The 22,190-nt window shown below is 68.8% G+C and carries 21 protein-coding genes; 10 read left to right on the top strand and 11 right to left on the bottom strand.

Annotated elements, in window-relative coordinates; genetic code table 11:
• The first annotated feature begins 78 nt into the window (after positions 1-78).
• From OHA73_RS15475 to arfA, 4 genes are read left to right on the top strand one after another with little or no spacing between them, the layout of a single operon-like run.
• Complete coding sequence (locus OHA73_RS15475; protein ID WP_327655321.1) at positions 79-1,428, top strand: extracellular solute-binding protein; 1,350 nt, start codon at positions 79-81, stop codon at positions 1,426-1,428.
• On the top strand, positions 1,425-2,369 hold the full coding sequence (locus OHA73_RS15470) for a carbohydrate ABC transporter permease (protein WP_267070560.1): 945 nt from the start codon (positions 1,425-1,427) through the stop codon (positions 2,367-2,369). The genes OHA73_RS15475 and OHA73_RS15470 overlap by 4 nt, the downstream gene beginning before the upstream one ends.
• On the top strand, positions 2,366-3,229 hold the full coding sequence (locus OHA73_RS15465; protein WP_266719961.1) for a carbohydrate ABC transporter permease: 864 nt from the start codon (positions 2,366-2,368) through the stop codon (positions 3,227-3,229). Before OHA73_RS15470 ends, OHA73_RS15465 begins: the two co-directional genes overlap by 4 nt.
• A 43-nt stretch (positions 3,230-3,272) precedes the next feature.
• Complete coding sequence (arfA, locus tag OHA73_RS15460) at positions 3,273-4,778, top strand: arabinosylfuranosidase ArfA (RefSeq protein WP_327655320.1); 1,506 nt, start codon at positions 3,273-3,275, stop codon at positions 4,776-4,778.
• Positions 4,779-4,854: 76 nt separating this feature from the next.
• On the opposite strand, the gene OHA73_RS15455 is transcribed toward arfA, so the two are convergent.
• On the bottom strand, positions 4,855-5,799 hold the full coding sequence (locus tag OHA73_RS15455) for a sulfite exporter TauE/SafE family protein (protein WP_266719965.1): 945 nt from the start codon (positions 5,797-5,799) through the stop codon (positions 4,855-4,857).
• A gap of 133 nt (positions 5,800-5,932) precedes the next feature.
• Between OHA73_RS15455 and OHA73_RS15450 the strand changes: the two genes are divergently transcribed.
• Positions 5,933-6,397, top strand: a complete 465-nt coding sequence (locus tag OHA73_RS15450) for an RrF2 family transcriptional regulator (protein WP_326023324.1) — start codon at positions 5,933-5,935, stop codon at positions 6,395-6,397.
• 51 nt (positions 6,398-6,448) lie between these two features.
• Here OHA73_RS15450 and OHA73_RS15445 read toward each other — a convergent pair whose 3' ends face one another.
• On the bottom strand, positions 6,449-7,666 hold the full coding sequence (locus OHA73_RS15445; RefSeq protein WP_327655319.1) for a pyridoxal phosphate-dependent aminotransferase: 1,218 nt from the start codon (positions 7,664-7,666) through the stop codon (positions 6,449-6,451).
• Between the two features lie 298 nt (positions 7,667-7,964).
• On the opposite strand from OHA73_RS15445, the gene OHA73_RS15440 reads away from it, so the two are divergent.
• A complete protein-coding gene (locus tag OHA73_RS15440; protein WP_327658467.1) occupies positions 7,965-8,894 on the top strand; it encodes an arabinan endo-1,5-alpha-L-arabinosidase in 930 nt (309 codons plus the stop codon).
• 67 nt (positions 8,895-8,961) lie between these two features.
• Here the strand turns inward: OHA73_RS15440 and OHA73_RS15435 are convergent, their stop codons facing one another.
• The 7 genes from OHA73_RS15435 to OHA73_RS15405 form a co-directional block, all read right to left on the bottom strand.
• Positions 8,962-10,134: an aldose epimerase family protein gene (locus OHA73_RS15435; protein WP_327655318.1), complete on the bottom strand. Its 1,173-nt coding sequence runs from the start codon at positions 10,132-10,134 to the stop codon at positions 8,962-8,964.
• A 38-nt stretch (positions 10,135-10,172) separates the two neighbouring features.
• Positions 10,173-11,423, bottom strand: a complete 1,251-nt coding sequence (gene mmsB, locus OHA73_RS15430; protein ID WP_266719973.1) for a multiple monosaccharide ABC transporter permease — start codon at positions 11,421-11,423, stop codon at positions 10,173-10,175.
• Positions 11,420-12,970, bottom strand: a complete 1,551-nt coding sequence (mmsA, locus tag OHA73_RS15425) for a multiple monosaccharide ABC transporter ATP-binding protein (protein ID WP_266719975.1) — start codon at positions 12,968-12,970, stop codon at positions 11,420-11,422. Before mmsA ends, mmsB begins: the two co-directional genes overlap by 4 nt.
• A gap of 30 nt (positions 12,971-13,000) precedes the next feature.
• The gene (chvE, locus tag OHA73_RS15420; RefSeq protein WP_266725494.1) at positions 13,001-14,122 is read right to left on the bottom strand and encodes a multiple monosaccharide ABC transporter substrate-binding protein; all 1,122 of its coding nucleotides are present in this window, start codon (positions 14,120-14,122) and stop codon (positions 13,001-13,003) included.
• Between the two features lie 131 nt (positions 14,123-14,253).
• A complete protein-coding gene (locus OHA73_RS15415) occupies positions 14,254-15,210 on the bottom strand; it encodes a hypothetical protein (protein WP_267070566.1) in 957 nt (318 codons plus the stop codon).
• Positions 15,211-15,412: 202 nt separating this feature from the next.
• Entirely contained in the window at positions 15,413-16,420 is a 1,008-nt protein-coding gene (locus OHA73_RS15410) for a zinc-dependent alcohol dehydrogenase (protein WP_327655317.1), read from the bottom strand.
• Positions 16,417-17,574 (bottom strand): mandelate racemase/muconate lactonizing enzyme family protein, encoded by a 1,158-nt coding sequence (locus OHA73_RS15405; RefSeq protein ID WP_266719981.1) that lies wholly within the window; start codon positions 17,572-17,574, stop codon positions 16,417-16,419. The genes OHA73_RS15410 and OHA73_RS15405 overlap by 4 nt, the downstream gene beginning before the upstream one ends.
• Before the next feature lie 203 nt (positions 17,575-17,777).
• On the opposite strand from OHA73_RS15405, the gene OHA73_RS15400 reads away from it, so the two are divergent.
• Complete coding sequence (locus OHA73_RS15400; protein ID WP_327655316.1) at positions 17,778-18,413, top strand: SCO2400 family protein; 636 nt, start codon at positions 17,778-17,780, stop codon at positions 18,411-18,413.
• A gap of 28 nt (positions 18,414-18,441) precedes the next feature.
• Here OHA73_RS15400 and OHA73_RS15395 read toward each other — a convergent pair whose 3' ends face one another.
• Positions 18,442-18,891 carry a MarR family winged helix-turn-helix transcriptional regulator gene (locus OHA73_RS15395; RefSeq protein WP_266719985.1) on the bottom strand — a complete coding sequence of 150 codons (450 nt, stop codon included), beginning with the start codon at positions 18,889-18,891 and terminating at the stop codon, positions 18,442-18,444.
• Between the two features lie 125 nt (positions 18,892-19,016).
• Between OHA73_RS15395 and OHA73_RS15390 the strand changes: the two genes are divergently transcribed.
• From OHA73_RS15390 to OHA73_RS15380, 3 genes are all read left to right on the top strand, one after another.
• Entirely contained in the window at positions 19,017-20,042 is a 1,026-nt protein-coding gene (locus OHA73_RS15390) for an NADP-dependent oxidoreductase (protein ID WP_266719987.1), read from the top strand.
• Positions 20,043-20,172: 130 nt separating this feature from the next.
• Positions 20,173-20,595, top strand: coding sequence for an organic hydroperoxide resistance protein (locus OHA73_RS15385; RefSeq protein WP_327655315.1), 423 nt, complete (start codon positions 20,173-20,175; stop codon positions 20,593-20,595).
• Positions 20,596-20,649: 54 nt separating this feature from the next.
• Positions 20,650-21,531, top strand: a complete 882-nt coding sequence (locus OHA73_RS15380; protein WP_267070572.1) for an EI24 domain-containing protein — start codon at positions 20,650-20,652, stop codon at positions 21,529-21,531.
• 10 nt (positions 21,532-21,541) lie between these two features.
• On the opposite strand, the gene OHA73_RS15375 is transcribed toward OHA73_RS15380, so the two are convergent.
• Positions 21,542-22,108, bottom strand: coding sequence for a TetR/AcrR family transcriptional regulator (locus tag OHA73_RS15375; RefSeq protein WP_443063079.1), 567 nt, complete (start codon positions 22,106-22,108; stop codon positions 21,542-21,544).
• Between the last annotated feature and the right edge of the window lie 82 nt (positions 22,109-22,190).

Genomic DNA, 22,190 nt, shown 5'->3' with positions numbered 1-22,190 from the left:
CGGAAGCGCTTCGATTTTACGGTCCCGTTCGAAGTTACGAGCGGCATTCGAAATATCGGACGTAGGGAGGGGCCGGTTGTGGGACGACCTGGCCTGAACCGCAGACAACTCCTCGCAGGTGCGAGTGGGTTGGCGGTCGCGGGAAGCCTGGGATTCGCGGCCATGGGCACGGGCGCCGACGCGCTCACCTCTGGCGCGGACACCCGCGTGCGCTACTGGAATCTCTTCAGCGGCGGCGACGGGTACAACATGATCTCGATGCTGAACGACTTCCGTCGGGGGCATCCGGACATCGACGTGAAGGACTCCACGCTCCAGTGGGGCAATCCGTACTACTCCAAGCTCGCGATGACCGCGTCAGGGGACCGCGCCCCCGACCTCGCCGTGATGCACCTCGGAAGGATCCCCGGCTTCGCGCCCGGAACCCTCCTCGATCCCTGGGACGTCGGCCTGCTCGCCAAGTACGGCGTGCGGGAGGAGGACTTCAACCAGGTCCTGTGGAAGCGCGCGACGATCGACGGCAAGCTGTACGGCCTGCCGCTCGACATCCACGTACAGCTCTGCTTCTACCGCAAGGACGTGCTGAAGAAGGCGGGGCTGCTCGACGGCGAAGGACGGATGGTTCCGGTCACCTCCACCGACGAGTGGTTCGACGTGCTGAAGGAGGCCAAGAAGGCGGCCAAGAAGGGTGTGCAGACCCTCGGTCTGAACGTCCAGGACCTCAACATCCAGTGGTGGATGTTCGTCGCCTTCTACACCCAGCTCGGCGGCACCTGGTTCAGCGCCGACCGCACCGAGGTCACCTTCGACACCGACAAGGCGACCCAGGTCCTGGAGTTCCTGCGCAAGCACGTCACCGACGGCTACTCCGCCAAGGGGGCCAAGGGCGCCGAACAGATGGTCAACGGCGCCCCGTTCACCTGGGAGGGCAACTGGTCGGTGCCCGTCTTCGACACCGCGAAGGTGCCGTACGGGGCGACCCCGCTGCCGCCGGTCTTCGGCAAGGAGGCCACCCACGCCGAGTCCCACGCCTTCGTCCTCCCGCACCAGGCGGAGCGCGGCGGCGCCGCCAACGAGGGCGCCCACCAACTGGCCGCGTACATCGTCAAGCACGCCAGGAAGTGGGCCCTCGGCGGCCACATCCCCGCGTACACGCCGACCCTGTCATCGGCCGCGTACCGAAAGATGGAGCCGCAGAGCGAGTACGTGTCCGCGATGAACCACATGGCGACCGAGCCGAAGGCGTGGTTCGCGGGCTCCACCGGACTGCTCGGCCAGCGCACCGGGCCGATCGTGATGTCCGCGTCGGCAGGCTCCGCGAGCCCCGAGGCCGCCGCCCGGCGCCTCAAGGGCGCCCTCTCCCAGCTCCTCGCCTCGAAGAACCCGATGGACGGCAGGACCGCCGCCCAGGGAGGTGCGGTCTCATGACGACGACCACCCCGCAGACCGTCATCGCCCCGGCGCCCGCGCGGTCCGCCACCAAGGCCGCCACCGTCCGCCGCCGCAAGCAGGGCTTCCAGCACGGCGGCTGGTTCGTGGCGCCGTTCCTGGCGCTGTTCGGCCTCTTCGTGATCTGGCCGGTGGTGCGCGGCCTGTACCTCTCGTTCACCGACGCCAACATCTCCGGCGAGGGCGCGAGCTTCATCGGCCTCGACAACTACCGCGAGGCACTCCAGGACGACATGCTGTGGGACTCGCTCGGCCACAGCGCGTACTTCACGCTCCTGGTCGTGCCCTGCATCACCGTCATGGCGTTCCTGCTCGCGATGCTGGCGCACCACATCGAGCGCGGGAAGTGGCTGTGGCGGCTCTGCTTCTTCCTGCCGTTCCTGCTGCCCTCGACCGTCGCGGGCAATCTGTGGGAATGGCTGTTCAACCCCACCGCGGGCATGGTCAACCATGTCTTCGGCCTGGACACGGCCTGGCTGGCCGACAAGTCCTACTCGATGCTCGCCGTCGTCATCTGCACCCTGTGGTGGACCGCCGGCTTCAGCTTCCTGCTCTACCTCGCCGCCCTCCAGGGCATCCCGGCCCATCTGTACGAGGCCGCCAAGTTGGACGGCGCGAACGCCTGGCACCGGATGGTCCACATCACGCTGCCGATGCTGCGCAACATCACCGGACTCGTCATCGCGCTCCAGATCCTGGCCTCGCTCCAGGTCTTCGACCAGGCGGTCGTGATGTTCGACTTCGGGCCAGGACCCGAGGACAGCACCCGCACCTTCGTGCAGTTCACCCTCGAAGAGGGCTTCACCGCCTACCGCGTGGGCTACGCCTCCGCCACCTCCATCATCTTCTTCGTGATCATCGCTTCCGTCGCGCTCGCGCGGATGTGGCTGCTGCGCAACCGTGAGGAGGGCGCCCGATGACCACCACCGCCCCGCAGATCCGCGTCAAGGCCCGCCGTGGCTGGACCCCGAGCCAGATCGTGCTCACCGCCCTCGGGGTGGCCGTGTCCGCCGTGTTCCTGTCGCCGCTGGTCTGGGCCCTGTTCACGTCGCTGAAGTCGGAGACGGAGGCCGTCGCCTCACCGACGCACTGGCTGCCCGAGAACTGGACCTGGCAGGCCTGGTCCGCCATCTTCGAGACCGGCAACATCACCAACTGGTTCGTCAACTCCGTGGTCGTGTCCGTGTGCGTCACGGCCGTCGTGGTGATGACCAGCGCGCTCGCCGGATACGGGTTCGCGCGCACCGAGTTCAGGGGCAAGGGCGCCCTGATGGGCCTGGTCATGGCGGGCCTCATGATCTCCCCGGCCGTCCTCGGCGTCCCCCTCTTCACCACGGTCCAGCAGATGGGGATGGTCGACACGTACTGGGGCATGATCCTGCCGCAGTGCGCGCCCGCGTCGATGGTCTACATCCTCTACAAGTTCTTCCAGGGCGTCCCGCGGGAACTGGAGGATGCCGCGGCCATCGACGGCGCGGGCCGCTGGCGGATCTTCTTCACCGTCATCCTGCCGCTGTCCCGCCCCTCGCTCGCGGCGGTCGGCATCTTCACCTTCATCAGCTCGTGGAACAACTTCCTGTGGCCGTACATGGTCACCAACAACCCCGACCTGATGACGATGCCCAACGGCATCGCGACCATCATGAACTCCTACGGCATCCAGTGGGCCCAGCTGATGGCCGGCGGCCTCATGGCGAGCCTCCCCCTGATCATCGTCTTCGTCTTCTTCCAGCGACAGATCGTGGCGGGCGTGGCCCATACCGGTCTGGCCGGCCAGTGACCTCCGGCACCTGAAGATCAACCAGTTCGTCGAAAGGAACACCTTGCGCACCGCACGCTTCACTCTCGACCCCGCCTTCACCGTCGCCCAGGTCAACCCCCGGCTCTTCGGCTCGTTCGTGGAGCACCTCGGCCGCTGCGTCTACACCGGCATCTACGAGCCGGGGCACGAGCACGCGGACGAGGCGGGCCTGCGCACCGATGTCCTGGAGCTGGTACGCGAGTTGGGCGTGACGACCATCCGCTACCCCGGCGGCAACTTCGTCTCCGGCTACAAGTGGGAGGACTCGGTCGGCCCTGTCGAGGACCGCCCGGCCCGCCTCGACCTGGCCTGGCGCACCACGGAGCCGAACCGCTTCGGCCTGTCCGAGTACATCGCGTTCCTGAAGAAGCTCGGCCCGCAGGCCGAGCCGATGATGGCGCTCAACCTGGGCACGCGCGGCGTCGCCGAGGCGATCGAACTCCAGGAGTACGCGAATCATCCCGCCGGCACCGCCCTCTCCGACCTCCGCGTCGAGCACGGCGACAAGGACCCCTTCGGCATCCGCCTGTGGTGCCTCGGCAACGAGATGGACGGCCCCTGGCAGACCGGCCACAAGACGGCCGAGGAGTACGGGCGGATCGCGGCGGAGACGGCGCGCGCGATGCGCCAGATCGACCCGGACGTGGAGCTGGTCGCGTGCGGCAGCTCGGGCCAGTCGATGCCGACGTTCGCCGAGTGGGAGGCGAAGGTCCTCGCCGAGACATACGACCTCGTCGACCACATATCACTCCATGCCTACTACCAGGAGCACGACGGCGACAGGGACTCCTTCCTCGCCTCCGCGGTCGACATGGAGTCGTTCATCGAGAACGTGGTGGCGACCTGCGACCACGTGGGCGCGCGCCTCAAGTCGTCGAAGAAGATCAACCTCTCCTTCGACGAGTGGAACGTCTGGTACCAGACGCGCTCCCAGTCCGAGGTCGCGGCTCTCGACTGGCCGGAGGCCCCGCGCCTCCTGGAGGACGTCTACACGGTGACGGACGCGGTCGTCTTCGGCTCGCTCCTCATCGCGCTCCTGCGCCACGCGGACCGCGTCACGGTGGCGTGCCTCGCCCAGCTGGTCAACGTCATCGCCCCGATCATGACCGAGCCGGGCGGCCCCGCCTGGCGGCAGACGACGTTCTACCCGTTCGCGGCGGCCTCGAAGTACGGCCGCGGCGAGGTCCTCGACGTCCGCGTCTCGGGCCCCACCCACGACACGCGGCGCCACGGCACGGCCGACCTCCTGCACGCCACGGCGGTCCGCGCCGAGGACGGCACGCTCACCGTCTTCGCGGTCAACCGCAGCCAGACGGAGACGCTTCCCCTGGAAGTCGCCCTGAACGGCCTCGACCTCACACGCATCGTCGAGCACACCGTCCTCTCCGACACCGACCCGGAGGCCCGCAACACCCTCACGGAGCCGGACCGGGTGGTGCCGCACGCGGCGACGGGAACGGTCCTGGAGGACGGCACCCTCAAGGCGGACCTGGAACCGCTGTCGTGGAATGTGATCCGGTTGGCGTGATCGTGGAGTTGTGACTGTGACGCGGAACCACGATATTTCCGTGGTTCCGCGTCACAGTCCCGCGCTTGCGGCGCGGCTACACCCTGGAGCCTGCCTCCGATGCGGCCTTCTCTGCGTCGGGTGCGGGCGCCGGTGCCGACGAGCCCGCCACCACCAGAGAGCGCCGCCGCCCCCGCAGCGTGACCGTCACTCCCACCGCCGCGAACGCCGCGCACACCAGCAGCAGTGGCGTTCCCGACACGCCCCACATCGCCAGGCCCGATCCCGCCAGGAGTGTCACCAGGGCCCAGCGCAGGGCCGGGCCGGAGATGCGGGTGGAGAGGAGGGCGCCGGCCACGACGCCGGGGATCGCGCCGATCAGCAGCGTGCCCGCCATGCCGAAGGCGACGTCGCCGAAGATCACGTGGCCGAGGGCCGCCGCCGCGACCACCGGGATGGCCTGCACGAGGTCCGTGCCGACCAGGTGGTTCGCCTTCAGGCGCGGGTGCGCCAGCATCAGCATGACGATGATCAGCGAGCCGGAGCCGACGGACGTCATGCCGACGATGAAGCCGCCGATCAGGCCGATGGTGAGGGTGGCCAGCGGGCGGACCGCCACGTGTGCGTCCTCGGCCTCGGCGGAGCCCGTGCCGCGCCGCGCGTCCAGCCACATCCGGGCCAGCATGCCCACGACCGCCAGGACGAGCGCGCCGCCGATGACGTACTTCACGCGCTCCTGAAGCTGATCTCCGTCACCGAGGAGCTGGAGGGCTAGTGCGCCGAGGACCGCCGCCGGCATCGCCGTCGGCAGCAGCCAGCGCACGATGTCCCAGCGCACGGTTCCCGCCCGCTGGTGCACCGCCGCTCCGAAGGGCTTCATGAAGACGGAGGTGGCCAGGTCGCTGCCGATCGCCGCCGTCGGATTGACGCCGAACAGCATCACCATGATCGGTGTCATCAGCGCGCCGCCGCCCATGCCGGTGAGGCCCACTGCCACACCGACGAGCGCACCCGCGACGACTATCGCCCATGAGAAATCCATGGTCGCGACTGTACGCACCATCCCTATGGGAAAGGTAGGGAAGATCTGTGTATCCCAGATGCTGGAAGATCCGCGGAGGACTCAAGCAAGATCCACCGCACCGCGCGCCGCGAACGTCCACCACAATGAGCGCATGAGGATCTCCGCCCGCGCCGACTACGCCGTACGTGCCTGCCTGGAAATCACCGTTCATGCCGAGGGGGACGGTGTCCCGATCAAGGCAGAGGCCGTCGCCGCGGCGCAGGAGATTCCGCACAAGTTCCTGGAGGGGATCCTCAGCGATCTGCGGCGCGGCTGCATCGTCGTGAGCAAGCGGGGTGGGAACGGGGGGTATCTGCTGGCCCGGCCTGCCGCCGAGATCACCGTTGCCGATGTCGTACGTGCCGTGGAGGGGCCCATCGTTTCCGTGCGGGGTGAACGGCCGAACGCGCTCAGTTACACCGGTCCCGCCGAACCGCTGCTCCCGCTGTGGGTGGCGCTGCGGGCCAACGTGCGCAAGATCCTGGAGGGCGTCACGCTCGCCGACCTCGCGCACGACCGGCTGCCGGATCCGGTGAAGGAGCTGGCCGAGGACCCCGCCGCCTGGCGCAACCCCTGAGGCTTCCTGAGCTCCCTGAGCTCCCTGAGGCCCCCTGATGCTCCCTGAGGTTCACGTTCCCGTGGTCCGGATGAGGCGGTCGACCGCCGCCGTGCCCGAGCTGTAGGTGGTCCCTCCGATCAGCTCGGGCACGGCGACTCCGTTCCCGCTCCCCATGAGCGACTCCAGGCCGGCCACCAGGCGCAGGACGTCCGGTTGGGGTCGCACCACGAGGCGCAGGAAGCTGCTGGACGATCCGATCTTGTTGCCGCACTCGCGCACCAGGACGCCGTGCTCGGCGAGCAGCCGGTCGCGGACCGCCACGCCGTCGACGCCGTCCGGCAGGCGGACGTAGAGGAAGTTGCCCTGCGAGGGGTAGACGGTGAGCGGGCGCAGGCGCGCCAGGTGCCAGCGCATCTCCTGGCGGTCGCGGGTCACCTGGCGGAGGCTGTCGGCGTACTCCTGGCGGTGCTCGCGGAGCATGAAGACGACCGTCTCCGCGAAGGAGTTGAGGTTCCATTTGGGGAGCGCCGTGCGGACCCGGCCGGCGAGTCCCGGGTTCGCGACCAGGTAGCCGAAGCGGACCCCGTGCAGGCCGAAGTTCTTGCCGAGGCTGCGCAGCACGATCACGTTCGGGCGGAGTACCGCCTCCTGTACGAGGCTGGGGTCCTGCCCGCCGTCGGCGTCGGCGAAGTCGAGGAACGACTCGTCGATGACGATCAGGTCCAGGTGGCGCAGCTCGTCGACGAGGGAGAGCAGGGCCCGGCGCGGGAGCAGGCCGCCGTCCGGGTTGTTCGGGTTGCAGACGACGGCGACCCGCGAGCCGCGCGCGTGGATGAACTCCGCGTACGCGGCCGGGTCGAGCGCGAACCCGTCGCGCTCGGGCAGCGGGAACATGTCGACCCGCTTGCCCGTCTCCATGGGCTGGTCCGTCCACCGGCCGAACGTCGGCACCGGCACGGCGAGGGACTCGCGGACCAGCAAGTGGTCGATCCAGGTGATGAGTTCGGTCGAGCCGTTGCCCATCGCCACGGTCGCCGGGTTGAGGCCGAGGACCTGGCACAGCTCGGCGGTGATGTGCTCGGCGCTGCTGGGGTAGTACGTCAGGATCTCGTGCAGCCGGCCGCGCAGCGCGTCCAGCATCGCGGGGGTGGGGAAGTACGGGTTGCACGGGATGCAGAAGTCGATGACCGCGCCGTCGCCGCCGCCCGCCCCGGCCCGCGTCAGCTGGCCGTAGGACGGGGAGTGGGCCGTCGAGCCCTGGAACAGCGAGACGACGCTTCCGCTCATCACATGCCTCCCATCGGCCGGGTGGGTGTCGGGCATGAGTACGGGGGTGTGGCGGTCGGTGTTCAGCGCGTGGGGCGAATGTGACGTGCGTGACGCGGCAATCCCGCTGAGTGTGTGACGCGGCAACCCCGCTGAGTGCGTGACGCGGCAATCCCCGCCCCGCCCCCGGCAACCCCCGCCCCGCCCGCGGCGACTCACCGGTATGAAGGATGAAACCCCCACGCGAAGAGTGCGCGTCCGCCGTCACGCCCTGCGCAAGCGCCGCCTGATCCCGGTGCTCGCCGCGTCCGCCGCCGTCATGACCGCCTACGCCCTCGTCCCCGCCAGCGCGCAGGCCGCCTACCCCGGCTCGGGCGTGCTCACCGGCGATGTGTCGGTGCACGACCCGTCGATGGTCAAGACGTCGAGCGGCTACGTCGTCTACTCCACGCACAACGGCGTCGAGGCCCGCACCTCCACCGACCGCACGGCGTTCAAGCGCGCGGGCGCCGCCTTCACGACGCTCCCGTCGTGGTGGTCGACGTACAACCCCGACAAGGACGTGTGGGCGCCCGACGTCTCGTACCACGGCGGCAAGTACCTGATGTACTACGCCGTTTCGACCTTCGGTTCGACGCACTCGGCGATCGGCTTCGCGTCCTCGCCGAGCGGACAGCCGGGCACCTGGACCGACCACGGCGTCGTGCACGCCACGACCACGTCCTCCGGGTACAACGCCATCGACCCGAACCTCTTCGTGGACGACGACGGCAAGTGGTGGCTGTCGTTCGGGAGTTGGTCGTCCGGCATCAAGATGATCAGGCTCGACCCGTCGACGGGCAAGCAGTACGCCGCCGACAAGGCGGTGCGGTCACTGGCCGCGCGCCCGAGCGGCACCAAGGCCGTCGAGGGCCCCGCGGTCGTCAAGCACGGCGCGTACTACTACCTCTTCGCCTCGTACGACACCTGCTGTGCCGGCACCTCGTCCACGTACAAGATCAAGGTGGGCAGGGCGAGTTCGCCGACCGGCCCCTACGTCGACAAGAACGGCGTCCGGATGACGGAGAACGGCGGCACCGAGGTGCTCGCCACGCACGACAAGTACATCGGGCCCGGCGGCCAGTCCGTGCTCGCGGACTCCGACGGCGATCTGCTCGTCTACCACTACTACGACGGGACGGACGGCGGGACGCCCAAGATGGGCGTCAACCTGCTGAACTGGGGGAGTGGTTGGCCCGTCGCGTACTGAGCCGGACCGGGCATGCGAGTGGCCGGGACCCCGCAGGGCCCCGGCCACTTACATGCTCGGACCGTCGTCAGACGCCGAAGGAGTGCACCGTCGTCGTCCGGTACTTCTCGCCCGGACGCAGCACCGTCGACGGGAACTTCGGCTGGTTCGGGGAGTCCGGGAAGTGCTGGGTCTCCAGCGCCAGGCCGTCGCCCTGCCGGTAGGTGCGACCCGACTGGCCGACGAGCGTGCCGTCGAGGAAGTTGCCCGAGTAGAACTGCAGGCCCGGCTGGTCCGTGGCGATCTTCAGGCTGCGGCCGGAGGCCGGATCGCGCAGCGTCGCCACGAGGACCGGCTTCGCGGTGATGCCCTTGTCCAGGGCCCAGTTGTGGTCGAAGCCCTTGGCGAGGATCTGCTGCGGGTGGGCGTCGCGGATGTCGCGGTCGATGGGCTTCGCCTTGCGGAAGTCGAACGGGGTGCCCGCGACCTTCGCCAGCTCACCGGTCGGGATGAGCCCCGCGTCGGTGGGCGTGTAGCGGGAGGCGGCCAGCGTCAGCTCGTGGTCGTAGATCGTGCCGCTGCCCTCGCCCGCGAGGTTGTAGTACGTGTGGTTGGTGAGGTTCACGACGGTCGCCTTGTCCGTCGTCGCCTCGTAGTCGATGCGCCAGTCGCCGCGCGCCGTCAGCGTGTACGTGACGGTCGTCTTCAGCGTGCCGGGGTAGCCCATCTCGCCGTCGACGGACGTGTAGTGCATGTGCAGGCCGACGTCGGAGCCGGAGGTGAAGGGCTCGATGTCCCACACCCGGGTGTTGAAGCCCTTCGCGCCGCCGTGCAGCGAGTTGTCGCCGTCGTTCACGGAGACCTGGTACGCCTTGCCGTCCAGGGTGAACTTCCCCTTGGCGATGCGGTTTCCGTAGCGGCCGATGGTGGCGCCGAAGAACGTGGTGCCCGCCACGTACTCCTCGACGGTGTCGTAGCCGAGGGAGACGTTCACGTACCGGCCGTGCCGGTCCGGGAGTTCGAGCGACTGGACGATGCCGCCGTAGTTCAGGACCTTCAGGCGCGTGCCGCCGTTCTCCAGCGACCAGCGGTAGATCTTCGTGCCGTCGGCGAGCTTGCCGAAGGACTCCTTCACGGGCTTCCTGCTTCCCGACGCGTTCGCGGAGGTGCTCCCCGACGCGTGTGCCGTGCCGCCGAGCGCGGTGGCTGCGACACCGGCCGCCGCGGCGGATGCCATGACCGTACGTCTGCTCAGTTCCATCTGTGCGGCTCCTGAAAGTGAGTAACGAACCGGACTTACTACGAACCGGACTTGCGCTTGTTCCACACGTCGAAGCCGACCGCGGCGAGCAGGGCCAGACCCTTGATCACCGACTGCCAGTCGGAGCCGACGCCGAGCAGGTTCATGCCGTTGTTCAGCACGCCGAGGACGAGACCGCCGATGATCGCGCCGAGGATGGTGCCGACGCCGCCGCTCATCGACGCGCCACCGATGAACGACGCGGCGATCGCCTCGAGTTCGAAGTTGAGCCCCGCCTTCGGCGAGGCCGCGTTCAGCCGGGCGGCGACGACCAGACCCGCCAGGGCCGCGAGCACGCCCATGTTCAGGAAGACATAGAAGGTGACCTTCTTGTCCTTCACGCCGGAGAGCTTCGCCGCCGGCAGATTGCCGCCGATCGCGTAGATGTGCCGGCCGAAGATCGAGTTGCGCATCACATAGCCGTAGCCGACCACCAGGACGCCGAGGACGATCAGGACGATCGGGGTGCCCTTGTAGCTGGAGAGCAGCAGCGTCACGACCGCGATCGCCGCGACGATCGCGATCAGCTTCAGTATGAACAGGTTGAACGGGACGACGTCCAGGGAGAATTCGCGCTGCCGGCGCCGGTCGCGCATCTCCTGCCAGACCACCGCGGCGGCGAGCAGGACGCCGAGCAGCAGGGTGAGGTTGTGGTAGTTGGTGTTCGGTCCTACCGCGGGCAGGAAGCCGTTGCCGAGATCCTGCAGGCCGTCGGGGAACGGGCCGAGCGTCTGCCCCTTGAGCAGGATCTCGGTGAGCCCGCGCCACACCAGCATGCCGGCCAGGGTCACGATGAACGACGGTATGCCGCCGAACGCGATGAGCCAGCCCTGAATCGAACCGGCGATGCCGCCCATCACCAGGCAGAGGATCATGGCGACGGGCCAGGAGATGTCATGGCTGACCGTGAGGACCGCCGCCATCGAGCCGACGAACGCCGTCAACGAGCCGACGGACAGGTCGATATGGCCCGCGATGATGACCAGCATCATGCCGATCGCGAGGATCAGGATGTAGCTGTTCTGCAGCACCAGGTTGGAGACGTTGCGCGGCAGGATCAGGTCGCCGTCGGTCCACACGGCGAAGACGGCGACCAGCAGACCGAGCGCGATCAGCATCCCGTACTGGCGCATATTGCGGCGCATGCCGTCGACGACGAGCTGGAGCAGGCCGCCCCCGGCCGCCCCGCCCTCCTTGCGCGGCGGCGGTGGCGCGTCCGCCGGGACCTTGCTCGTGACGTTCGTGCTCATCGTGCTACCTCTTTGTCCTTCGTCATCAGGCGCATCAGCGATTCCTGCGTCGCCTCGGCGCGCGGCACCTCGCCGGTCAGGCGGCCCGCGGCCATCGTGTAGATGCGGTCGCACATGCCGAGCAGCTCGGGCAGCTCGGAGGAGATGAAGACGACCGCCTTGCCCTCGGCGGCCAGCTTGTCGATGACCGTGTAGATCTCGTACTTGGCGCCGACATCGATGCCACGCGTCGGCTCGTCGAGAATCAGCACATCGGGCCCGGCGAAGATCCACTTGCTGAGGACGACCTTCTGCTGGTTGCCGCCCGACAGCTTGCCCGCCGGCTCGAACACCGTCGGCGCCTTGATGTTCATCGACTTGCGGTAGCCCTCGGCGACCTGCCGCTCCTCGTGCTCGTCGACGATCCCGCGCTTGGCGACCTTGTCCAGGGCGCTCATCGTGATGTTGCGGCCGATGGTGTCGATCAGGTTGAGCCCGTAGTGCTTGCGGTCCTCGGTGACATACGCGATCCCGTGGCCGACGGCGTCGGAGACGTGCCTGGTCCGGATCTCCTTGCCGTCCTTCAGGACCACTCCACCCGCATACCTGCCGTACGTACGCCCGAAGACGTTCATCGCCAGCTCGGTGCGGCCCGCGCCCATCAGACCCGCGATGCCGACGATCTCGCCGCGGCGCACGCTGAGCGAGACGTCGTCGACGACCTTGCGCTCACGGTCGAGGGGGTGGTGCACCGTCCAGTTGCGGATCTCCATGGCGGGCGCCGCGCCCGCCTCCGGCTGGTGCGGGGTGCGCTCGGGGAAGCGGTTGTCCAGGTCGCGGCCGACCATGCCGGAGATGATCCGGTCCTCGGTGGTCTCCGGGGCCCGCACATCGAGGGTCTCGACGGTGCGCCCGTCGCGCAGGATCGTCACCGAGTCGGCGACCTTGCGGATCTCGTTCAGCTTGTGCGAGATGATGATCGAGGTGATGCCCTGATCCTTCAGCTCCAGGATCAGATCGAGGAGCGTGTCGGAGTCCTCGTCGTTCAGGGACGCCGTCGGCTCGTCCAGGATGAGCAGCTTCACCTCCTTGGCGAGCGCCTTGGCGATCTCCACGAGCTGCTGCTTGCCCACCCCGATGTCCGCGATGCGGGTGTTGGGGTTCTCGTTCAGGCCCACCCGGCGCAGCTGGCGCGTCGCGTGTCCGAGGGTCTCGTGCCAGTTGATGAAGCCGCGGCTCGCGTGCTCGTTGCCGAGGAACATGTTCTCGGCGATCGACAGGAACGGCACGAGCGCCAGCTCCTGGTGGATGATGACGATGCCGCGCGCCTCACTGGCGTTGATGTCCTTGAACTCGCAGTGTTCTCCCTCGAAGAGGATGTCCCCTTCGTAACTTCCGTGCGAGTGGACGCCGGAGAGCACCTTCATGAGGGTGGACTTTCCGGCGCCGTTCTCCCCGCAGATGGCGTGGACCTCGCCGGGGCGGACGCTCAGGGAGACGTCCGACAGCGCCTTGACGCCGGGAAAGGTCTTGACGATCGAGCGCATTTCCAGGACGGGTCCCGCCATGGTCGTGCCCTTCTCTGAGGCGTGGACGGTCTACTTCAGGCCCAGGTCGGACTTGGTGTAGTAGCCGCTGTCGATCAGCGTCTTCTGGTAGTTGGTCTTGTCGACGCTGACCGGGGTCAGCAGGTACGAGGGGACGACCTTGGCGCCGTTGTCGTACGTCTTGGTGTCGTTGACCTTCGGCTTCTTGTCGTTGAGCACGTCGTCGACCATGTCCACCGAGACCTCGGCGAGCTTGCGGGTGTCCTTGTAGACGGTCGAGAACTGCTGGCCCGCGATGATCGACTTCACGGAGGCGACCTCGGCGTCCTGCCCGGAGACCACCGGCAACGGCTTCGCCTTCGTGCCGTAGTCGTCGGACTTCAGCGCCGACAGGATGCCGATGGAGATGCCGTCGTACGGCGAGAGCACCGCGTCGACCTTCTCGCTCTTGTACGTGGAGGTGAGGATGTCGTCCATGCGCTTCTGCGCGGTGGCGCCGTCCCAGCGCAGCGTCGTGACCTGGTTGAGCTTGGTCTGCCCCGACTTGACGACCAGCTGCTTCTTGTCGATGTACGGCTTGAGCACCGACATCGCGCCGTTGAAGAAGTACTTGGTGTTGTTGTCGTCGTTGGAACCGGCGAACAGCTCCAGGTTGAACGGGCCCTTCTTGCCGCTGTCGAGGCCCAGCTTCTTGACGATGGCGCCGGCCTGAAGCTGGCCGACCTTCTCGTTGTCGAACGTCGCGTAGTAGTCGACGTTCTTCGAGTCGAGGATCAGGCGGTCGTACGCGATCACCGGAATGTTCGCGTCCTTCGCCTCCTGCAGCACGTTGGTGAGCGACTTGTTGTCGATGGAGGCGACGATCAGCGCCGAGACGCCCTGGGTGATCATGTTCTCGATCTGCGAGACCTGCTGGTCGGGGTCGTCCTCACCGAACGCCAGCTTGGTCTTGTAGCCCTTCGCCTTCAGCGACTTGACCACGTTGTTGCCGTCGGCAATCCACCGCTCGGAGGACTTGGTCGGCATCGCGATGCCGACGGTGGAGCCCTTCGCGCTCTTCTTCTCGTCCTTGCTTCCGCCCTCTCCGCTCTGGCCGCACGCGGACAGGGTGAGCGCGAGGGAGGCGGAGGCGGCTATCGCGGTGAGAACGGCTCGACGGTTTCGCATGGTCATCATCCTTGATGTGTGAGTGCACAAATGCGGGCGGTGCGAAGTCCCTTGCGCGGAGCGCGGGTTGAACGAGTGCAGATGCGTTGGATTCTGCGCGGCCCTGTCCAGTTCTGGGAAGTTCCGTGCCCGGAAAGTTATTGGCCCGTGTCGAACCGGCTCAGCGCTCCCGGCAGCCGCGAGCCCAGCGGCGACATCCCGCCGGCGGCCCCGTGCCGCTCCAGCAGGTCGAGCGCGAGCCGGCCCCGGCGCACCCGCTCGCGGGCGGTGTCCAGGGTGACGTCGCGCAGCTGGGCGCCGTACGGGTAGATGGCCGGCGCCTTGGCGAGACCGAACTTCAGGTACAACGGGGCGCCGCGGCGCACCAGTTCGGCGATCTCGTACATCCGGACATAGCCGCCGAGGTCGTCGGGCGCCTCGACGTACATGTCCATGGGCGCCCCGGAGACCCGCCGAATCTCGGTGAGATGCGCGAGCGTCAGATCGCTCGGCACATTCAACGAGTCGGCTCCGAGCCGCTCGTACACGGCGTACGCGGCCGGGTTCACGGGCCCGACGAGCGCGGACACCTTGAGCGTGGTGTCGGCGGGGATGATCCCCTGGCTGCGCGCCCGGTGCAGCGTCCACAGCACACCTTCGTCGGCGACGAGCAGGCACTTCACGCCCAACTCCGTTGCCCGCACGGCGTCCTCGACGCATCCGGCGACGGCGTCGTGCCCACGGGCGCGCAACCCCGCGCCGCCCGAGTCGGTCCGCACGGAGGCGCCGGTGTCCCAGGTGCCGCGCGGCCCGGTGAACAGGCAGAGCTCGATGTCCCTTTCGGCGGTCGCCTCGACCATCTCCTGGATCTCGGTGTCCCGCAGCATCCAGATGCCGCTGCCCTGGCTGATCCGGTGAATGGGCACGTCGAGCCGCGAGGACTCCTTGAGCACGGTGGCGACGGCCTCCGGCCCTTCGACCGACGGAATCTCGGTACGCCAGGTACCACCGTCGGGGAAGGCGTGCGGCGAGGCGTCGCCGGGCTCGTGCGCGGGGGCGCTGAGCCCGAGAGCGGAGAGAGCGGGTTCGCCGGGTCGGCGGGGTGTGTCGGTCACGGTGTTCCTTTACGAGTACGAGTCGTTCGACATTTCGGACCATCTGAGCCCCTGCGGCGGTCGGGCATTTCCAGCCCCGCCGGCGTTTGAGGCGCGGGGTCCGGGGCGGAGCCCCGAGACCTCAACCACGGGGCGCGGAGCGCCGTTTCGGGAAGGGGTGGGATTGGGGAAGAAGGCCCGCCGCAGGCGCAGCCGCCCACGGCTAGGGCCGCAACAACACCTTGCCGACCGCAGGGTCCCCCGCCCCCACCCACTCGATCGCCTCGGCAAACCGCTCCAACGGCACCTGATGCGTCACCAGCGGCAACGGATCGAGCAACCCCGCCCCGAACATCCGCACCGCATGCCCCCACGCATCCGCCGCGGCCCCGAACACGGTCCGCACCTCCAACTGCCGCACCACAAGATCCGTCGGATCAAGCCCCTGCGCCGCCCCGGCCGCCGGAATCCCGGTGAGCACGAGCCGCCCGCCCCGCCGCAGCAACGACGCGGCCGTACGTGCGGCCGAGGCGGACCCGGCAGTCTCGATGACCACGTCGAGATCGTCCGGCAGTACGTCCGTACGCAGCCGGAAATCGGTGCCGCCGAACTTCCGCGCCAGAGGCTCCCGTTCGCCCCGCGTACCGACCACCACCAGCTCCGCCGGCGAGGCCGCCGCGAGGAACTGCACGGCGAACATTCCGAGCGTCCCGGTCCCGACCACCCCGACCCGCTCCCCGGGCCTCGCCTCCGCCTTGATCGCGGCAGCGGCGATGCATGCGGCGGGTTCGAGCAGCGCCGCGGCGGTGAGATCGGCGTCGTCGGGCAGCACATGCAGCAGCCGCGCGGGAAGCGTCAACGTCGCGGCCATGGCGCCCGGTTGGGTGAACCCGGTCTCCTCGTACCCATCGGTGCACAGCGTCGTCTCACCGGCATGGCACCGCGCGCACACCTGGCAGTTGCGGAACCCCTCGCCGACGACCTTCCGCCCGGCCAGGGACCCCGGCACCCCGTCGCCCACCGCGTCGACCACGCCGGACCACTCGTGCCCCGGCGTCAGCGGGTAACGCACGTACCCCTCGGGCCTGTTGCCCTGGTACACCTCGCGGTCGCTGCCGCAGATCCCCACGGCGTGCACCCGCACCCGCGCCTCGCCGGGGCCCGGCGCCGCGGGCTCGTGCGGCACGACCCGGTGCTTGCCCGGCGCCTCGACGACGACGGCGGAGCTCACGACGCCGCCTTCGGGTCGCGCTTCTCCCAGCCCTCGGCCCACAGGTCGAACCGGGCCTGCTGCTGCGGGAATTCGGCCGCCGCGTCGACATCGAGCTCGACGCCGAGACCCGGCTCGTGGGACAGCTCGAAGTAGCCGTCGACGACCTTCGGCGCGCCCTTCACGACCTTCTTGATCTCGGCGTCCGCGAAGTCGTTGAAGTGCTCGAGAATCTTGAAGTTGGGAGTGGAGAAACCCACCTGCAGAGAAGCGGCAGTCAGTACAGGCCCGCCCACATTGTGCGGAGCGACCAGCATGTAGTGCGTCTCCGCGGTGGCGGCCAGCTTCCGCGTCTCCCAGATGCCGCCGATGTGGCCGACGTCCGGCTGAAGAATGTCGACGGCCTGGCTCTCGAAGAGCTCCCGGAACTCGATCCGGTCGTGGATCCGCTCACCGGTCGCCACCGGCATCTCCACCTTCGCGGCCACCTTCTCCAGCGCCTTGAGGTTCTCCGGCGGCACCGGCTCCTCCAGCCACGCCGGGTTGAACGGAGCCAGGTCGCGGGCGAGCCGGATCGCCGTGGCGGGGGAGAACCGCCCGTGCATCTCCAGCATCAGCTCGGCCTCGGGACCGATGGCGTCGCGCACGGCCTCGATCAACGAGACGGCGTACAGGGACTGTTCGTGGTCGAGCTCGAAGTGCCCGGTGCCGAACGGGTCGATCTTCAGCGCTTTGTACCCGCGCTCCATGACCGTCTGCGCGGCCTTGTGGTAGGCCTCCGGCGTGCGCTCGGTGGTGTACCAGCCGTTCGCGTACGCCTTGACCTTGTCGGTCACCTTGCCGCCGAGCAGCTGCCACACCGGCACGCCGAGGGCCTTGCCCTTGATGTCCCAGCAGGCCATCTCGATCACGGCGATGCCGGACATGACGATCTCGCCGGCCCGGCCGTAGTCGCCGTACTTCATCCTCCGTACGAGGTCCTCGACGGCGAACGGATCGGAGCCGACAATGTGGTTGGCCTGGGCCTCGTGCAAGTAGCCGACGAGTGCGTCGGTGTGGCCCAGCATCCGGGTCTCGCCGACACCGGTGAGTCCTTCGTCGGTGTGCACCTGTACGTAGGTCAGGTTCCGCCACGGAGTCCCGACCACGTGCGTGCTGATTCCCGTGATCCGCAAGGCAGTTGCCCCCTGTGCTGTTCGAAATTTCGTCACACGTTCGAAATGCTGGCGAGACAGTAAGTCGGCCTCAGGGGGCTGTCAATGGGTCTGGACCGGTCTGCGAGTGATCAGTGGCCGGTCGATCGGCGTCGCGTTCCGTGCAGAAGTTTCACAGGACAGGCTTTTTCTCTCACGGGCCCCGCGCCTAGCCTCCATTGCTCATGGACGACTACTGCCATCCGTGCCGCAGACATCTCAACGGGGCCCTGGCCTGCCCGGGGTGCGGCACCCCGGAAGAGGCCGTGCGCGCCTACGGAGAGTCAATCGCCGCACAGGAAGCGGCAGTTGAAGGGGAAGACGAGCGCGAGGGCATACCCGCCCGGATCCGCTCCCACCGCCTGTCGCGCTCCCGGCGGCGCGGCCGCACCCTCCTCGCCGCCGCGGGCCTCGCGCTCGCCGTGGGCGGCACCGGATTCGGCGTCGTCGAACTCGGCGGGGAGCCCTCCGGCGACGGCGCCACCACCCAGGCGGCACCGGACACGTCCGCAGCCCCTACGAAGGACACCGACGCGACGTCTCCGTCCGCCACGGCCGGGCGCACCACCCCACCCGCGTCCCGCGCCTCCCGTACGTCGTCGGCCCCCGCCACGGCGCCGCCGGAGCGCACCCGGACCTCGGGCCCTGTGGACGCCGATGCGACCCACCGGGCGTCGCGCCCCGCCCCGACCACGTCCGAACCCCGCTCCTCCACGAGCTCCCGCCCGACGCCCTCACCCTCCCGCTCGGCCTCCGCCACGGCCACGGCGGAGCCGAGCCCTTCGGAGTCGTGCGAGCGCTTCCTGTGGTGGTGTACGTAGAGCCGGACGGTGTGTGGTGCCGGTGGGCTCAGACCGCCCCGACGTCCGTCCCGAGCATCCGCCGCAACATGTCCCGGAACGCCACCCGCTCCTCCTGCGACAGTCCGGCCAGCGGCTCCCGCGCGAAGTCGAGCGACTCACGCAGGGCCCGCGCGATCCGCCGCCCCTCGGCGGTGGCGGCGGCCACCTTCACCCGGCGGTCGCCCGGCGAGGGCTGCCGCTCCACGAGATCGCGGGCCTCCAGCCGGTCCACGATCCCCGTCACGTTCGACGGCTCGCACTTCAGCCGCTGCGCCACCTGCCGCATCGGCAGCGGTCCGAGGGACAGCAGCCCGAGCACCCGCGCCTGCGCCCCGGTGAGCCCGTGCCGCGAGGCGGCCTCCTCGTACTCCTGGTGGTAGCGCGCGACAATCTCCCCGATCAGCTCGACGACCTCGAGCGTGAGGGGGTCCGTGCGGGGGGAACTCGTTGCGGCCATACGCACCAGCGTACCCAGTTGCTTGACATCATGAAATATTCAGGAGCATTGTTGTTTCAGGTACTGAAGTATTTCTTGCATGCTTCGGCCCACGTGCTTCCGCCCCCTCGACAAAGGATCAGCGCATGACCGCCGACACCCCCCAGATCCCCGCCACCGGCCGCGAGTGGGTCCTGACCAGCCGTCCTGTCGGCTGGCCGAAGCCCGAGGACTTCGAGCTGCGCGAGGCCCCGGTGGCCGAGCCGGGCCCCGGCCAGGTGCTGGTCAAGAACCTGTACGTCTCGGTGGACCCGTACATGCGCGGCCGGATGAGCGCCGCGAAGTCGTACGTCGCCCCGTACGAGCTGGGCAAGGCCATGCAGGGCGGCGCCGTCGGCGTCGTGCTGGCCTCGAACGACGAGGGCGTGTCCGTCGGCGACCATGTGCTGCACTTCTTCGGCTGGCGCGAGTACGCGACGTTCGACGCGAAGCAGGCCGTGAAGGTCGACCCGGACGCCGCGCCCCTGTCCACGTACCTCGGTGTCCTCGGCATGACGGGCCTCACCGCCTACGCGGGCCTGCTGCGCACGCTGGACTTCAAGGAGGGCGACAGCGTCTTCGTCTCCGGCGCGGCCGGTGCGGTCGGCGGCCAGGTCGGCCAGATCGCCAAGCTCAAGGGCGCCTCGCGGGTCATCGGCTCGGCCGGCTCGGACGAGAAGGTCAAGCTGCTCATCGAGGAGTACGGCTTCGACGCCGCCTTCAACTACAAGACGGGCGACGTCCACACCCTCCTGAAGGAGGCCGCTCCCGACGGTGTCGACGTCTACTTCGACAACGTCGGCGGTGACCACCTCGAGGCCGCCATCGCGCGCCTGAACCGCGACGGCCGCATCGCCATCTGCGGCGCGATCTCCGTCTACAACGCCACCGAGCCGGCCCCCGGCCCGCGCAACCTCTCCCGCCTCATCCAGACCCGCGGCCGCATCGAGGGCTTCCTCGTCGGCGACCACTACGACCTGCAGCCGCAGTTCGTGCAGGAGGTCGGCGCGTGGGTCCGCTCGGGCGAGCTCAAGTACCGCGAGACGTTCGTCGAGGGCATCGAGAACAACCTGGAGGCGTTCCTCGGGGTACTGCGCGGCGACAACACGGGCAAGATGGTCGTCAAGCTCTGACGTTCCGCGTTCCTGCCGGGTGGCCCTCGTCCTCTGTGACGGGGGCCACTTTCGTTCCTCTGCGCATTCGATACGCTGCTTCCATCTAACGGATGAAACTTTCCGCATTCTGGAACCAGGGAGTACGACCATGGCCATCACGCAGTCCGACGTCGTCTACACCGCCACCGCCACCGCGGAGAACGGCCGCGACGGCCGCGTCTCCACCAGCGACGGCAAGCTCGACCTCGTCGTCAACCCGCCCAAGGAGCAGGGCGGCTCCGGTGAGGGCACCAACCCCGAGCAGCTCTTCGCGGCCGGCTACAGCGCCTGCTTCCAGGGCGCGCTCGCCGTCGTCGCCCGCCAGGAGGGCGCGGACGTGTCCGGCTCGACCGTCACGGCCAACGTCGGCATCGGCAAGAACGACGAGGGCTTCGGCATCATCGTCGAGATCGCCGCCGCGATCCCGAACGTGGACGCGGCCACCGCCAAGTCCCTGATCGAGAAGGCCCACCAGGTCTGCCCGTACTCCAAGGCGACCCGCGGCAACATCACGGTCACGCTCACCGTCTGAGCCTGATCCGCCGGTCTTTTCTGTGGGCCGGGCCCGTCCCGTAAGGTTTGCGCCATGCGTGATCTCGGGGCGGGCTTCGGCTATTTGATGAAGGGGCAGCGTTGGGTTGCCCAGCACGGAAAGCAGTACGGCTGGGGCCTGCTGCCGGGGCTGATCACCCTCGTCCTGTACGCGGCGGCGCTGGTCTGCCTCGGCGTCTGGGGCGGCGACTTCATCTCCTGGTCCACCCCGTTCGCCGACGACTGGACCTCCCCGTGGCAGGGCGTGTTCCGCGGCTTCCTCACGGCGGTCCTCTTCGCCCTCGCCCTGCTCCTCGCGGTGCTCACCTTCACCGCGGTGACCCTGCTGATCGGCCAGCCCTTCTACGAGTCGCTGTCCGAGGAGGTCGACCGGGCCGAGAGCGGTGGCCACGCCCCGGAGTCCGGCCTCTCGCTCATGCGTGAACTGTGGATCTCGGCCCGCGACAGCCTGCGGCTGCTCATGCGCGCCGTCCTGTGGGGGATCCTCCTCTTCGCGCTCGGGTTCATCCCGTTCGTCGGCCAGACAGTGATCCCGGTCATCGGCTTCTTCGTCACCGGCTACTTCCTCACGGAGGAGCTGACGTCGGTGGCGTGGCAGCGCCGCAACCGCGAAGTCCGTGAGCGTCTCGCCGTGTTGCGCTCGCGGCGGGGCCTCGCGTGGGGCTTCGGTACGCCGCTGGCCCTCGCGTTCCTGGTCCCGTTCGTCGCGGTGTTCCTGATGCCCGGTGCGGTGGCCGGCGCGACGCTGATGGTCCGCGAACTCGAGGGTGAATCGGGCGCCCCGGAGCCGGCGCACGCGCAGACCCCGGGCCCCGAGGCGCAGTGGCCGGGAGCGCACGGTCAGGGGCCGGGTCAGGGGCAGAACGCGCAGTGGTCGGGGCCGCAGCACGGCCAGGGGTGGACCAACCAGTCCTGACCGGCTCCAACTAGCCCTCCACGGCGAGCAGTTCCAGGAAGTCGCGCACCGCGCCGGGCATGTCCACGGCCTCCGGGTCGAGCAGCCACTGGTACTGCAGGCCGTCCATCACCGCGACGAGCAGCGGCGCCGCCCGCTCGGGCGTGAGCCCGCCCGGCAGCCGCTCCCCGTACTCGGCGCGCAGCACCTCGGTCATGGCCCCCCGTACGTCGGCGTAGCGCTGAGTGAAGAACTCCCGCGCCGGGTGCCCCTCGGTCACCGACTCGCCGAGCAGCGCCGAGAAGGTCTGCACGATCGCGGGCCGCATCGCGTTGTACTCGACCAGCGTGCCGAGCAGATCGAGCCGCCACTGGCTGCTGGGCACCGAGTCCCACTGGTCGCGCTCCTCGAGGACGGCGACGAGCAGCGCCTCCTTGGTGGGGAAGTGGTGCAGCAGCCCCTGCTGGGTCAGCCCCACGCGCTCGGCCACCGCCGCCAGGCTCGCGCCCCGGTAACCGCGCTCGGCGATGACGTCGAGCGCGGCCCGCAAGATCTCGGCCCGGCGTTCCTGGCTCCTGGCGGTCCTGGCGCTGCTCATGCGGTCACGGTACGTCACGGCCGTGACGTACCCCGCTCCCGTACATAACGGCAAGATAACGAAACCTACCGTTCCACAAGTG

The organism is Streptomyces sp. NBC_00483, assembly GCF_036013745.1.
GTDB lineage: Bacteria > Actinomycetota > Actinomycetes > Streptomycetales > Streptomycetaceae > Streptomyces.
Note: the sequence above shows the minus strand (reverse complement) of the source record. Positions and strands in the feature narration are given on the sequence as shown.